At 71.2% G+C, this 13,126-nt stretch carries 13 protein-coding genes; 11 read left to right on the top strand and 2 right to left on the bottom strand.

Annotated features, from left to right (window positions below; genetic code table 11):
- Positions 1-78: 78 nt before the first annotated feature.
- Both serC and ACQP1P_RS44960 read right to left on the bottom strand, forming a co-directional pair.
- Complete coding sequence (gene serC / locus ACQP1P_RS44965; RefSeq protein WP_433081064.1) at positions 79-1,197, bottom strand: phosphoserine transaminase; 1,119 nt, start codon at positions 1,195-1,197, stop codon at positions 79-81.
- A gap of 93 nt (positions 1,198-1,290) precedes the next feature.
- On the bottom strand, positions 1,291-2,397 hold the full coding sequence (locus ACQP1P_RS44960) for a citrate synthase 2 (RefSeq protein WP_433081062.1): 1,107 nt from the start codon (positions 2,395-2,397) through the stop codon (positions 1,291-1,293).
- 138 nt (positions 2,398-2,535) lie between these two features.
- On the opposite strand from ACQP1P_RS44960, the gene pdxH reads away from it, so the two are divergent.
- From pdxH to ACQP1P_RS44905, 11 genes are all read left to right on the top strand, one after another.
- Positions 2,536-3,195 carry a pyridoxamine 5'-phosphate oxidase gene (gene pdxH / locus ACQP1P_RS44955; protein ID WP_433081060.1) on the top strand — a complete coding sequence of 220 codons (660 nt, stop codon included), beginning with the start codon at positions 2,536-2,538 and terminating at the stop codon, positions 3,193-3,195.
- Positions 3,192-4,454: an MFS transporter gene (locus ACQP1P_RS44950; RefSeq protein ID WP_433081058.1), complete on the top strand. Its 1,263-nt coding sequence runs from the start codon at positions 3,192-3,194 to the stop codon at positions 4,452-4,454. The genes pdxH and ACQP1P_RS44950 overlap by 4 nt, the downstream gene beginning before the upstream one ends.
- A gap of 16 nt (positions 4,455-4,470) precedes the next feature.
- Positions 4,471-5,406: an aldose 1-epimerase family protein gene (locus tag ACQP1P_RS44945; protein ID WP_433081056.1), complete on the top strand. Its 936-nt coding sequence runs from the start codon at positions 4,471-4,473 to the stop codon at positions 5,404-5,406.
- Between the two features lie 9 nt (positions 5,407-5,415).
- Complete coding sequence (locus ACQP1P_RS44940; RefSeq protein WP_433081054.1) at positions 5,416-6,033, top strand: nitroreductase family protein; 618 nt, start codon at positions 5,416-5,418, stop codon at positions 6,031-6,033.
- Positions 6,034-6,090: 57 nt separating this feature from the next.
- Positions 6,091-6,381: a type II toxin-antitoxin system VapB family antitoxin gene (locus tag ACQP1P_RS44935; protein ID WP_350619071.1), complete on the top strand. Its 291-nt coding sequence runs from the start codon at positions 6,091-6,093 to the stop codon at positions 6,379-6,381.
- 16 nt (positions 6,382-6,397) lie between these two features.
- Positions 6,398-7,573, top strand: coding sequence for an acyl-CoA dehydrogenase family protein (locus tag ACQP1P_RS44930; RefSeq protein ID WP_433081052.1), 1,176 nt, complete (start codon positions 6,398-6,400; stop codon positions 7,571-7,573).
- A 75-nt stretch (positions 7,574-7,648) separates the two neighbouring features.
- Positions 7,649-8,437, top strand: a complete 789-nt coding sequence (locus tag ACQP1P_RS44925) for a DUF4230 domain-containing protein (RefSeq protein ID WP_433081050.1) — start codon at positions 7,649-7,651, stop codon at positions 8,435-8,437.
- A 160-nt stretch (positions 8,438-8,597) separates the two neighbouring features.
- The gene (locus ACQP1P_RS44920) at positions 8,598-9,920 is read left to right on the top strand and encodes an ABC transporter ATP-binding protein (protein ID WP_433081048.1); all 1,323 of its coding nucleotides are present in this window, start codon (positions 8,598-8,600) and stop codon (positions 9,918-9,920) included.
- Positions 9,921-9,947: 27 nt separating this feature from the next.
- Positions 9,948-10,934: a hypothetical protein gene (locus tag ACQP1P_RS44915; RefSeq protein WP_433081046.1), complete on the top strand. Its 987-nt coding sequence runs from the start codon at positions 9,948-9,950 to the stop codon at positions 10,932-10,934.
- Between the two features lie 34 nt (positions 10,935-10,968).
- Positions 10,969-11,433, top strand: coding sequence for a DUF4442 domain-containing protein (locus ACQP1P_RS44910; protein ID WP_433081044.1), 465 nt, complete (start codon positions 10,969-10,971; stop codon positions 11,431-11,433).
- Positions 11,434-11,530: 97 nt separating this feature from the next.
- Positions 11,531-13,009, top strand: a complete 1,479-nt coding sequence (locus ACQP1P_RS44905; RefSeq protein WP_433081042.1) for a glycoside hydrolase family 3 N-terminal domain-containing protein — start codon at positions 11,531-11,533, stop codon at positions 13,007-13,009.
- The last annotated feature ends 117 nt before the right edge of the window (positions 13,010-13,126 follow it).

The raw sequence follows: 13,126 nt of genomic DNA, 5'->3' as shown, positions 1-13,126 counted from the left end.
GGCGCCTGCTGGTCACAGTACGGCAACCCTAGCTGGAAAGACGTCCGCCGCGCCGAGAGAAACCCCAAAGCCAGCAGATCAGAGCCGTTCGATCACGTAGTCGATGCACACGGTCAGCGCCTCGACGTCCGCCGGGTCGACGCCCGGGAACATCGCGATGCGCAGCTGGTTGCGGCCCAGCTTGCGGTACGGCTCGGTGTCCACGATCCCGTTCGCCCGCAGCGCCTTCGAGATGGCCGCCGCGTCGATCGAGTCGGCGAAGTCGATGGTCCCGACCACGTTGGAGCGCACCGCCGGGTCGGCGACGAACGGGGTCGCCACGTCGGAGCGCTCGGCCCAGCCGTACAGCAGCGACGCCGACTCCTCGCTGCGCTTGGCCGCGAAGGAGAGCCCGCCGCCGGCCAGCATCCAGTCGACCTGCTCGGCGGCGATGAAGATGGTGGCCAGGGCCGGGGTGTTGTACGTCTGCTCGAGGCGCGAGTTGTCGATGGCCGTCTGCAGGTCGAGGAAGTCGGGGATGTAGCGGCCGGACTCCTTGATCTCCGCGGCCCGCGCGATGGCGGCCGGTGACATGAGCGCGATCCACAGGCCGCCGTCGGAGCCGAAGCCCTTCTGCGGCGCGAAGTAGTACACGTCGGTCTGGCTGACGTCCACGTCGAGCCCGCCGGCGCCCGAGGTCGCGTCGGTCAGGTGCAAAGCGCCCGCATCGGTACCGCGCAGCCGCTGGACCGGCACCGCGACGCCGGTCGAGGTCTCGTTGTGGGGCGAGCAGTACGCGTCCACGCCCTCCTCCGCGCGCAGGAACGCGCCGGTGCCCGGGTCCGCCTTGATCACGGTGGGCTCGCCGAGGAACGGGGCCTTCTTGGCGGCCGAGGCGAACTTGGCGCCGAACTCGCCGAAGCTGGCGAACTGGGCCCGGTCGCGGATCAGGCCGAAGGTCGCGACATCCCAGAACGCGGTGCTGCCGCCGTTGCCGAGCACCACCTCGTAGCCCTCGGGCAGGCTGAACAGCTCCGCGAGGCCGCGCCGCAGCCGGGCGACCTGGTCGCGGACCGGCTTCTGGCGGTGGCTCGTCCCCATCCACGTCGAGGCGACGCCGGCGAGCGCCCGCACGGCCTCGGGCCGCACCTTGCTCGGGCCGGCGCCGAAGCGCCCGTCCTTGGGCTTGATCTCGTCGGGAATGCGGATTTCGGCCATGGAAAGACTCCCGGGATGCGGCGGCAGCGGGTACCTGGCGGATCCTGCCACTTTTCCGCCGCACCCCCGAGAAAAATAACGAGCGTCACACCGCTACACGCCGTGCGGGATGCGGTCCCAGCCCTCGACGTCCTGCGGCTTGCGCGGCGCCGGGCCGACGTACTTCGCCGACGGGCGCACCAGCCGGCCCAGGTCCTTCTGCTCGAGGATGTGCGCGCTCCACCCGGCCACGCGGGCGCAGGTGAACATCGAGGTGAACATGTGCGCGGGCACCTCGGCGAAGTCGAGCACGACGGCCGACCAGAACTCGACGTTCGTGGCGAGCACCCGGTCCGGCCGGCGGCTGTGCAGCTCCTCGAGCGCGGCCTTCTCCAGGGCCTCGGCGACCTCGAAGCGCGGCGCGCTGAGCTCCTTGGCGGTGCGGCGCAGCACGCGGGCGCGGGGGTCCTCGGCCCGGTACACCCGGTGGCCGAAGCCCATCAGGCGCTCGCCCCGGTCGAGGACGCTTTTGACGTAGCCCTCGGCGTCCCCGGAGCGCTCGACCGCCTCGATCATGCCGAGCACCCGCGACGGCGCGCCGCCGTGCAGCGGGCCGGACAGGGCGCCGATCCCGGAGGAGATGCACGCGGCCGCGTCGGCGCCGGTGGAGGCGACCACGCGGGCGGTGAACGTGGAGGCGTTCATGCCGTGCTCGGCGGCCGAGATGAAGTAGGCGTCGACGGCCTTGACGTGCCGCGGGTCGGGCTCGCCGCGCCAGCGGCGCATGAACCGCTCGACGACGGTCTCGGCCTTGTCGATCTCCTTCTGCGGCACGGCCGGCAGCCCGAGGCCGCGGGCGGCCTGCGCGACGAACGACAGCGCGGTGACGCTGACCCGGGCGAGGTCCTCGCGGGCCTGCGGGGTCTCGATGTCGAGCAGCTGGCCGAGGCCCCAGTACGGCGCCAGCATGGCGACCGCGGACTGCACGTCGACCCGGATGTCGCCGGAGTGCACGGGCACCGGGAACGGCTCGGCGGGGGGCAGGCCCGGGCCGAACTTCCCGTCGACGAGCAATGCCCAAACGTTGCCGAAGGACACCTGGCCGATGAGATCCTCGATGTCGACCCCGCGATAGCGCAGGGCGCCGCCTTCCTTGTCGGGCTCCGCGATTTCGGATTCGAAGGCGATCACGCCCTCGAGTCCCGGCTTGAAATCGGACATGACTCACTCCTGCGTGAAATCGGGGTGTCAACTCCCAGCCATCTTCGCCCCGGAAGGCGGCCGCTGCCGACTGAACGGTGGCTCAGATGTGTCCTACATGACACATCTTCACGCAAATTCGATCGCCGGAGGAAGGATGTGAGCGTGAGACCCAGCACATCACCGCAAGATTTGTCGCGCATGCGCACCGAGTACTCCGGCGAGCTGGATGAGGAAACGCTCGCCGAGACGTGGTTCGACCAGTTCGCCACCTGGTTCGCCGACGCCGTCGAGGCCGGCCTTCCGGAGCCCAACGCGATGCTCCTGGCCACCGCCTCCGCCGAGGGCCGCCCGTCCGCGCGCACCGTGTTGCTCAAGGGGTACGACCGGCGCGGATTCACGTTCTTCACGAACTACGAATCGCACAAGGGGCACGATCTCACCGGGAACCCGAGGGCCACGCTCGTCTTTCCGTGGTACCACCTCCACCGCCAGGTCATCGTGAGCGGAACGGTGGCGAAGGTGCCGCGCGAGGAGACCGAGGAGTACTTCGCGGTGCGCCCGCGCGGCGCCCAGCTCGGCGCCTGGGCGAGCCCGCAGTCGACGGTCATCGGCGCCCGGGCGGACCTCGAGCGCTGGCTGGCGGCGGCCGAGGAACGCTTCGGCGACGGGCCGATCGAGGCTCCGCCGCACTGGGGCGGGTTCCGGGTCGCGCCGGACGAGGTCGAGTTCTGGCAGGGCCGGGGCAGCCGGCTGCACGACCGGCTGCGGTTCGTCATCGCCGACGGTGCCAGCAAGGTCGAGCGGCTCGCGCCGTGACCGCGGTCGAGGACGAGCAGCAGCAGGGGGAGTCGCGGGGCTGGCTGCGGCGGCACGCGATCGACGTCCGGCCGCTGCGCCACGGGCCGTACCGCCGCATCTTCGTCGGCAACGCGGTCAGCTTCTTCGGCGTGCAGTTCACCGCGGTCGCGGTGCCGGTGCAGGTCTACGCCATCACGAAGTCCGCGCTCTGGGTCGGCGTGGCCAGCTTCGTCGGCCTCGTCCCGCTCATCGTGTTCTCGATCTGGGGCGGCGCCATCGCGGACGCGTACGACCGCCGCAAGGTGCTGCTGGTCAGCTCCGTGCTGATGTGGCTCACGACGCTCGGGCTGCTCGCCCAGGCCGTGCTGCACCTGGACAACGCGTGGCTGATGCTCGGGCTCATCGCCGCGCAGTCGGCCGCGTTCGGCATCAACAGCCCGGTGCGCCAGGCGATCATCCCGTCGCTGGTCGGCCCGGAGGAGGTGGCCTCGGCCAACACGCTGGGCTTCACCGTGTCCAACGTGGCCGCGATCGGCGGCCCGGTCGGGGCCGGGGTCGTCATCGCCGCGTTCGACTTCTCCGCCGCCTACGCCGTCGACGCCGTGCTGTTCACCGTCGTGCTGTGGGCCGCCCTGCGCCTGCCCGCCCTGCCGCCGACCGGCGAGAAGAAGTCGGCCGGTCTGCGCGACATCGGCGTCGGGCTGCGCTTCCTCGCGGGGCACCGGCTGATCCTGCTCACCTTCGCCATCGACATCGCGGCGATGGTGCTGGCCATGCCCAAGGCGCTGTTCCCGGTCGTGGCCGACGGGCGCTTCGGCGAATCCTCGCTGGGCTGGCTGTACTCCTCCATCGCCATCGGCGCCGTGCTGGCCGGGCTCACCTCGGGGTGGATCAACCGGGTGCACCGCCGCGGCATCGCGCTCGTCGGCGCCGTGGTCGGCTGGGGGCTCGCGGTCGCGGCCGCCGGCGCGGTCCCGTGGCTGTGGGCGTGTGTAGCTTTCATGGCGCTGGCCGGTGCGGCGGACATGATCAGCGGGGTGTACCGCCAGACCGTGCTCCTCAGCGCGCCCGACGCGATGCGGGGCCGGCTGCAGGGTGTCTTCTTCGCCGTGGTCGCCGGAGGTCCACGTCTGGGTGACCTCCGGGCCGGCTCGGTGGCCGACGTGACGGGCGCGACATTCTCGTGGGTCGCCGGCGGAATCGCCGCCGCCGTGGTGGCTGTGCTGCTCGGAGCGGCCTTCCCGGTGCTCCTCCGCTACACCGACACGTCTTCGTGACGATATTGTCACGCTCATGGAAACCGCCGCCGCCGCGCAGCTGCAGCACGCCCCCTCGGGTACACAGTGGACGATTCGCTCCGGCGGTCACGAGGCCGTCATCGTCGAGGTGGGCGGTGGCGTACGCACCTTCACCTCGAACGGGCGCGAGGTCGTCTCCGGCTACGAGGAGCACGAGCACGCCGTCGGCTGTGCCGGGCAGGTGCTGGCCCCGTGGCCGAACCGGATCCGTGACGGGCAGTTCGCCTTCGAGGGTGAGCAGCAGCAGCTGCCGCTGACCGAGCCGGAGCGGCACAACGCCATCCACGGCCTGGTGAACTGGGTCCGCTGGGCCGCCGTGGACGTGGCCGAGGACCGCATCACCGTCGAGCACGACCTGGTGCCCCAGCCCGGCTACGGATGGCCCCTGCGGCTGCGGACCACCTGGTCGGTCGGCGAGGGCGGGCTGCGCGCCGAGCACGAGGTCACCAACACCGGCGACCGGGCGGCCCCGTTCGGGCTCGCCACGCACCCGTACGTCCTCGTCCCGGGCGTGCCCGTGGACGAGCTGACCCTCCGCGTGCCGGCCCGCAGCCGCCTGCTCGTCGACGCGCGGCTGCTGCCCATCGGCGCGGCCCGGGTGGCGGGCACCGAGTACGACTTCGTGGACGGCCGCCGGCTCGGCGCCACGGTGCTCGACACGGCCTTCGGCGACGTGGACGCGGCGGCCGACGGCGGCTCGCAGGTCGACGTCACCGCGCCCGACGGCCGGGGCGTGACCGTCTGGGCCGACGCCGCCTTCTCGTGGTGGCAGGTCTACTCCTCCGACACGCTGCCCGCCGACCGGCTGCGCAAAGCGCTGGCGATCGAGCCCATGACCTGCCCGCCCGACGCGTTCCGCTCCGGCCGCGACGTCGTCGTGCTGGAGCCGGGTTCGACCTGGCGCGGGAGCTGGGGGATCCGCGCGATCTAGGCTTCAGGCATGGAGCTCTCCGAGGTGATCCGCCGGCGGCGGATGGTGCGCAACTACGACCCCGACCGTCCGGTGCCGGCGGAGATCGTCGAGCGGCTGCTGGGGTATGCGGTGCACGCCCCGTCGGCGGGCTTCTCCCAGGGCTGGGAGTTCCTGCTGCTCGACACCCGCGCGGACGTCGAGCGGTTCTGGACCGCCACCACGCCCGAGGAGCACCCGCCGACGGGCTGGATGGAGGGCATGACCAAGGCGCCCGTCATCGTCGTGCCGCTGAGCCACCGGGATGCCTACCTCGACCGCTACGCCCAGCCGGACAAGGGCTGGACGGACCGTGACGAGGCCCGGTGGCCGGTGCCGTACTGGCACATCGACACCGGGATGGCGAGCCTGCTGGTGCTGCTCGGCGCGGTGGACGAGGGGCTGGGCTCGTGCTTCTTCGGCATCACGCCGGAGCGGATCCCGCAGTTCCGGGCCGAGTTCGGCGTCCCGGAGGCGTATACGCCGATCGGGGCCATGACGATCGGGTACCGCGCGCCCGACACCCGCTCGGCGTCGCTCAAGCGGGGCCGGCGGGAGTCACCGAGTGTGACGCACCACGGGAATTGGGGTAACCGGGCAGGCTCGTGACGCGGTTTCTGTCGCACCCAGTCGGTACCCTGGCACGGTCAGGGGGGTGACGCGTTCATGATCTTCAAGGCGGTCCGTGAGGGTCGGCCGTATCCGGAGCATGGGCTGACACTGAAGCAGTGGTCCGAGATCCCGCCGCGCCCGGTGCGGCTCGACCAGCTCATCACCACCAAGCGGGAGCTGGCGCTCGACCACCTGCTCGCCGAGGACTCGACGTTCTACGGCGACCTGTTCCCGCACGTGGTGCAGTGGGAGGGCGCGCTCTACCTGGAGGACGGCCTGCACCGGGCGCTGCGGGCCGCCCTGCAGCAGAGGACCTCGATCCACGCACGGGTTCTGCAGGCGTAGTGCATATTCTGGGGGCGTGACGACGACGCCGGCGCGCCCCCTCGACCTGCTCGACATCGACGGACTGCACTCCGAGGAAGAGCTGGCGATCCGGGCGCTCGTGCGCCGGGTCGTGGACGACCACGTCCGGCCCAACGTCGCCGAGTGGTACGAGCGCGGCGAGGTGCCCGTCCGCGAGCTGGCCAAGGAGCTGGCCGGGGTGGGGCTGCTCGGCATGCACCTGGAGGGCTACGGGTGCGCCGGGGCCGGTGCCGTGGCCTATGGGCTCGCGTGCCTGGAGCTCGAGGCCGGCGACTCGGGCGTGCGCAGCCTCGTGTCGGTGCAGGGGTCGCTGGCGATGTTCGCGATCTGGAAGTACGGGTCCGAGGAGCAGAAGTCCGAGTGGCTGCCCCGGATGGCGGCCGGCGACGCGATCGGGTGCTTCGGGCTGACCGAGCCCGACCACGGCTCCGACCCGGCCTCGATGACCACCCGGGCCCGGCGCGACGGCGACGACTGGGTGCTCAGCGGCGGCAAGATGTGGATCACCAACGCCCCCGTCGCGGACGTGGCCGTCGTGTGGGCGCGCACCGACGACGGGGTGTGTGGCTTCGCGGTACCGACGGACACCCCGGGATTCAGCGCGCGGGTCGTGCACCACAAGCTCTCGCTGCGGGCCTCCTGCACCGGGCAGATCTTTCTCGACGAGGTCCGGCTGCCCGCCTCGGCCCAGCTGCCCCTGGCGCGCGGGTTGAAGGCGCCGCTGTCCTGCCTGACCGAGGCGCGCTACGGCATCGTGTGGGGCGCGCTCGGGGCCGCGCGGGACAGCCTGCACACCGCGCTGGACTACGCCGGCGCCCGGGAGCAGTTCGGCCGGCCGATCGCCGGGTTCCAGCTGACCCAGGCCAAGTTCGCGGATGCGGCGGTGGAGCTGCAGAAGGGGTACCTGCTCGCCCTGCACCTCGGCCGGCTCGCCGACGCCGGGCGGCTGCGGCCCGAGCAGGTCAGCGTGGGCAAGCTGAACAACGTGCGGGAGGCGCTGGGCATCGCCCGCCAGTGCCGCACGATCCTCGGCGCCAATGGGATCAGCGCGGAGTACCCGATCATGCGCCACGCCGCGAACCTGGAGACGGTGCTCACGTACGAGGGAACCTCGGAGATCCATCAGCTGGTCATCGGGCAGCGCCTCACCGGGCTCGCCGCGTTCGCCTGAGATCGATTCGCGGCGCTTTACCGATCCCCTTACCGTTAGCGGTAGGTAGATCCTCCGCACCCGGGAGCCGTCAGCATGGCCGACAACGAAGAGTCGAAGACCTCCGAGTATCCCGAGGTTGCGTCAGGCCCCGGGAACCGTCTGGAGATCGGCGACCGGCTCGACCCGCGCGACGACCGCAGGCCGTCCGATCCGCCCCAGCCGGTGATCATCAAGCAGGGCGGCGGCGCGATGCGCGGGCTGTTCTGGCTCGTGGCCGCGATCGGCCTCGTCGTCGCGCTCGTGCTCGGCGCGAAGACCATCGGGCTGTTCCCCGGCCTGAAGAACCCGTTCGCCCAGGAGCAGACCGACCGCTCCGGCCCCGCGCTGCTGAAGTCCGTGCAGGACCTCAACCAGTTCGTCGCGGCCGAGGGGAACTTTCAGGTCATCGTCGACGTGCAGAAGGATCGCAAGTACATCCCGGACTTTCTGCTCAACGAGCGCATTCTGTTCGTGGCGGCCGGCTCGGTCGAGGTCTACGTCGATTTCTCCAGCATCGGCCAGGGGGCGGTGAAGGAGTCCGAGGACCGTCGCACGGCCGAGATCAACCTGCCGGCCCCGCAGCTGCGGCCGGTCCGGATCGACAACGATCACAGCTACGTCTACCAGGAGGAACGCGGGGTCTTCAACCGCATCGGCGACGCCTTCAGTTCGGACCCGAACCGTCTGCAGGAGGTCTACAAGCTCGCCGAGCAGAAGATCGGCGACGCCGCCAAGGACGCCGGCCTGCAGAAACGCGCCGAGGACAACACGCGCAAGATGTTGCAGCAGTTCCTGGGCGCCCTGGGGTACTCATCGGTGACGGTGAACTTCCCCGCGGGCTGATCCCGGCGGCCACCAGGAAAATTTCGCGACAGTAGTCGCGCGGTAACGCGGCGAACACTGGTCATTTACCCGATGGACCAACTTGCGTGCCCCTCATCACAGTATTTGACTCGGGGTAACTGGCCGAACCGCGAATTGCTGACCTGGGGTGGAGGTGACGGTGGCTACCGTCGCACTCAAAGATGTGATGAAGGTCTTCGCCGACGGCACGGTTGCCGTCGACCGAGTGAACCTGGATGTGGGACAGGGCGAGTTCATGGTGCTCCTCGGTCCCAGTGGCTGCGGGAAGTCGACGCTGCTGCGCATGGTGGCCGGGCTGGAGGACCCCACCTCCGGCGCGATCATCATGGACGGGGAACTGGCCAACGACCTGCCGCCGCGGGAGCGGGGGGTCGCGATGGTCTTCCAGGACTTCGCCCTCTACCCGCACATGACGGTCGGCGAGAACATCGGCTTCCCGCTGCGGTTGTCGGGCATCGAGCCCGAGCCGCGGGCGGAACAGGTCGCGGAGGTGGCCAGCGCGCTGGGCATCGGCGACGTGCTCGCGCGCAAGCCCGGCCAGCTCTCCGGTGGTCAGCGGCAGCGGGTCGCGATGGGGCGGGCCATCGTGCGGCGGCCGAAGCTGTTCCTCATGGACGAGCCGCTGTCGAACCTGGACAGCGGCCTGCGCGCCGAGCTGCGGGCCGAGATCTCGGGCCTGGTGCGGGAGCTCGGCGTCACGACGATCTACGTCACGCACGACCAGGCCGAGGCGCTGACCATGGCCGACCGGGTGGCGATCCTGCGCAAGGGCGTCCTGCAGGACGTGGGCACGCCGACGCAGGTGTACGGCCGCCCGGCGACCCTCTACGTCGCCGCCTTCCTCGGCAGCCCGCGCATGAACCTGCTCGAGGCCGAGGTCTACGTGCACCTCGACCGCCACATCGCCCTGCACATGGGCGACCAGGTGCTGCACCTGCCGTGGAACGACCTGCGCTCGCGGCAGGTCGCGCACTTCCACGGCGAGCGCATCGTCATCGGGGTGCGGGCGGAGGCGTTGACCCCGGTGCCGGACTCGACCACGGGTGACGTGCTGCGGGGCCGCATCCGCTATCTCGAGCACCACGGCCACGAGTCGCTGGCGTTCCTCGACATCGGCGCGACCGCCGTGATCGTCGACGAGATCGGCAAGCCGCCGACCGACATCCCGATCAACGGCGGCGGGCTGCGCCGGTTCGTCAGCAAGATCACCGGGCGCGGCGGCGAGGACGAGCTCGTCGGGGCCGGCGTCAACGGCCGCGGCGGCACCCAGCGCCGGCCGCAGAACCGCGAGAGCGTGCTGAGCGACCCGGGCCGGCACCACCGGCGCCCGGCCGAGCTCGCCGTGCGCCTGGCGCCCTACCCGAATGTCACGCACGGTCATCCATTGACCGTCGCTGTGCGCATGGAAGCTCTGCACTTTTTCGACGAAAGGGGACAGCGCATCGACGTGGGGTGGCGCTGAGTGACTGGCATCACATAGCCTGCGCCGATGGCAGCCTATGGCGAATCCAGTTCCGGCCTGCTCATCATCGAGCGCATCCTGCGCGACCGCGAGGGCATCTGGCGGCAGATCGGTGAGGAGCGCGAGCTCGGCAAGCTGACCCGGCAGATGCTGTACAGCTCCGTAGTAGCCCTGGCCTGCTACGGAGCTGTGCTCGGAGCGTCCCACAGCGTCGCGATGGCGGCGATCTCGGCGGTGAAGCTGCCGCTGCTGTTCCTCATGACGCTCGCGATCTGCCTGCCCACGCTGTACCTGTTCAACCTGGTCTTCGGGGCCCGGCTCCAGGTGAAGCAGGCATTGTCGCTCGTCATGGTCACGATCACCGTGACGTCGGTGCTCTCGCTCGCGTTCGCGCCGATCAGCCTGTTCTTTCTCATCACCGCGTTCAGCTACGACTTCTACAAGGTCCTGAACGTCGGCATCCTCACCATGACCGCCTTCGTCGGCCTGCGGTTCCTGACCAGCGGCATGCGGTCGCTCAACGAGCACACCGCGGCCCTGGCCGAGGCGCGGCGCCGGGAGCAGCAGCGCGAAGAGGCCGCCCTGGCCGCGCTCTCCGCCCCGGTCCAGCCGGAGCGGGAGGAGGCGGTGCCCGAGGCGGTCTCCCCGGTCTCGGCGGTCCCCGCGCAGCCCCAGCCCCAGCCACAGTCACAGCTACAGCCCCAGCCCCAGCCGAACGGTCTCGTTGCCACAATCGTGTCCCCGCCCGAGCTCCTGCCGCTGGCGCCGGGCGTGCGGCAGATCCATCATCTTCCGCAACCGCGCCCGGCCGAGCAGCTGGCGCCGGGGGAGCGGCCGGCCAGCATGACCCTGCTCAACGTGTGGATCCTGCTGTTCGGCTTCGTCGGCACGCAGCTGGCCTGGACGCTGCGGCCGTTCTTCGGCTCGCCGGACGAGCCGTTCCAGATCTTCCGGCAGATCGAGGGCAACTTCTACGTCGAGATCGTGCGGGCCATCGGTCGGCTGTTCTCCTGATCCCCCTGTTGCTACCCGCCGGTAACATCGCGGCATGACCCTGGACTCGAAGACGCTCGGCGAGAACCTCGTCGCGGCCGTCCCGTTCGCGCGCACCCTCGGCATCGAGATCACCGATCTGGAGGTCGGGGGTGACGTCGTTCGGGCGGTCGCGACGCTCCCGGACGAGGAGCGCCTGCACAACCACGTGGCCGGCCCGCACGCCGGTGCCCTGTTCGCGCTCGGGGAGACGACCTCGGGCGCCGTGGTGATGGCCGCGTTCGGCCCGCACCTGCACCTGGGCACGCCGCTGGCGGTGCGCTCGGACATCGCGTACGTGAAGCTGGCCCGCGGCCCCGTCGCCGCCACGGCCACACTGGGCCGCCCGGTGTCGGAGGTCATCGATGAGTTGCAGGCCGGCGGGCGCCCCGAGTTCCCGGTGTCCATCGAGATCACCCGAGCTGACGGCGCCGTCACGACGACCATGACGGTGGTGTGGACCATCCGCCCGCACGGGTGATGCGGGACTGGGAAGAGCCTGTTAACTACTGGAAGGTTTCTTGACTATTACCGAGCCGTGATGTGACCATTTTCGCCAAGCGAAAGGGTGGTCACGCATGGACGCACGCACGGGGGTCGAACTCCGGAGCATGGCCGACGCCGTGCTCCAGCCCGGGTTCGTCGGCAAAGAGCCGCCGCCGTGGCTTCGTCGCCGCCTCGCCGAAGGGTTGGGCGGCGTCGCGCTGTTCGCCCGCAACGTGGTCGACCGCGACCAGGTCGCCGAGCTGACCGCGGCCCTGCGCGCCGAGAAGCCGGACGTCATCGTCGCCATCGACGAGGAGGCCGGCGATGTCACTCGGATCGATGCGTACACCGGCAGCCCCTGGCCCGGCAACCTCGCGCTCGGCGCGATCGACGACCCGGCCCTGACCCGCGAGGTGGCCTGCCATCTCGGGCGCGACCTCGCCGCGGCCGGCATCACGTTCGACTACGCGCCCGACGCCGACGTCAACAACGACCCGAACAACCCGGTCATCGGCTCGCGCGCGTTCGGCGCCGAGCCCGAGCGCGTGGCCCGGCACACCGCGGCCTGGATCACCGGGCTGCAGGAGGCCGGCGTCGCGGCCTGTGCCAAGCACTTCCCGGGCCACGGGAACACCAGCGTCGACTCTCATCTGGACGTACCGCTGATCAAGGCCGGCCGCGCCGACCTCGAGGCCGTCGAGCTGATCCCGTTCCGGGCCGCCATCGCCGCGGGCGTGCAGGCGGTGATGAGCGCGCACCTGCGGGTACCGTCGCTGGACCCCGATCTCCCGGCGACCCTCAGCCGCAGGATCATGACGGACCTGCTCCGCGGCGAGCTGGGCTTCGACGGCCTCATCGTCACCGACGGCATCGAGATGCGCGCCATCTCCGACCGGTTCGGCCTGGCCAACGCCGCCGTGCTCGCGCTCGCGGCCGGCGCCGACGCCATCTGCGTCGGCGGGGAGCACGCGGACGAGGAGACCGCGACCATGCTGCGCGACGCGATCATCGCCGCGGTCCGCTCCGGCCGGCTCCCGCAGGAGCGCCTCGCCGACGCGGCCGCGCGGGTCGCCCGCCTGGCCGCCTGGTCGCTCGCGGCCCCGAAGGTCGCCCCGGACCCGCGCGCGGCCGCCGTGGGCCTGTCCGCGGCCCGGCGCGCGCTGCGCATCTCGGCCCCGGAGGCGACGTTCCCGCTCGCCGCCGCGCCGTACGTCATCGAGTTCCAGCCCCAGCTCAACCTCGCCATCGCCCCCGAGACGCCCTGGGGCCTGCTCGCGCCGCTGGCGGAGCTGGTGCCGGCCACGACGGGCGTGCGCCTGTCGTCGTCGGAGGGCCTGCCCGACGCGCTCGAGGCGTCCGGCGACCGGCCGCTCGTGCTGGTCGCGCGGGACCCGCACCGCTACGCGTGGATGACGCAATCCCTGAAGGGCGCGCTGTCGGCACGCCCTGACGCCGTCGTCGTCGAGATGGGCGTCCCGGCCTCTCCGCTGGGCGACGTGCACATCGCGACCTTCGGCGCGACGGCCGCGGCCGGACGCGCGGTGGCCGAGCTGCTCGCCGGCCGCTCGTGATCGCGCGCCGTCGGCGCCGGGTCTTCGTCGGCGTCGCCGGTTCGTGACCTGGCTCGCGGGCTGCCTGAGAGGGCGCTCAGCGGCGCTGACCGAGTTGTTACCGGGGCGGGTCTAGCA

The sequence above is a fragment of the Dactylosporangium sp. CA-052675 genome, from assembly GCF_050947935.1.
In the GTDB taxonomy this organism is placed as follows: domain Bacteria; phylum Actinomycetota; class Actinomycetes; order Mycobacteriales; family Micromonosporaceae; genus Dactylosporangium.
Note: the sequence above shows the minus strand (reverse complement) of the source record. Positions and strands in the feature narration are given on the sequence as shown.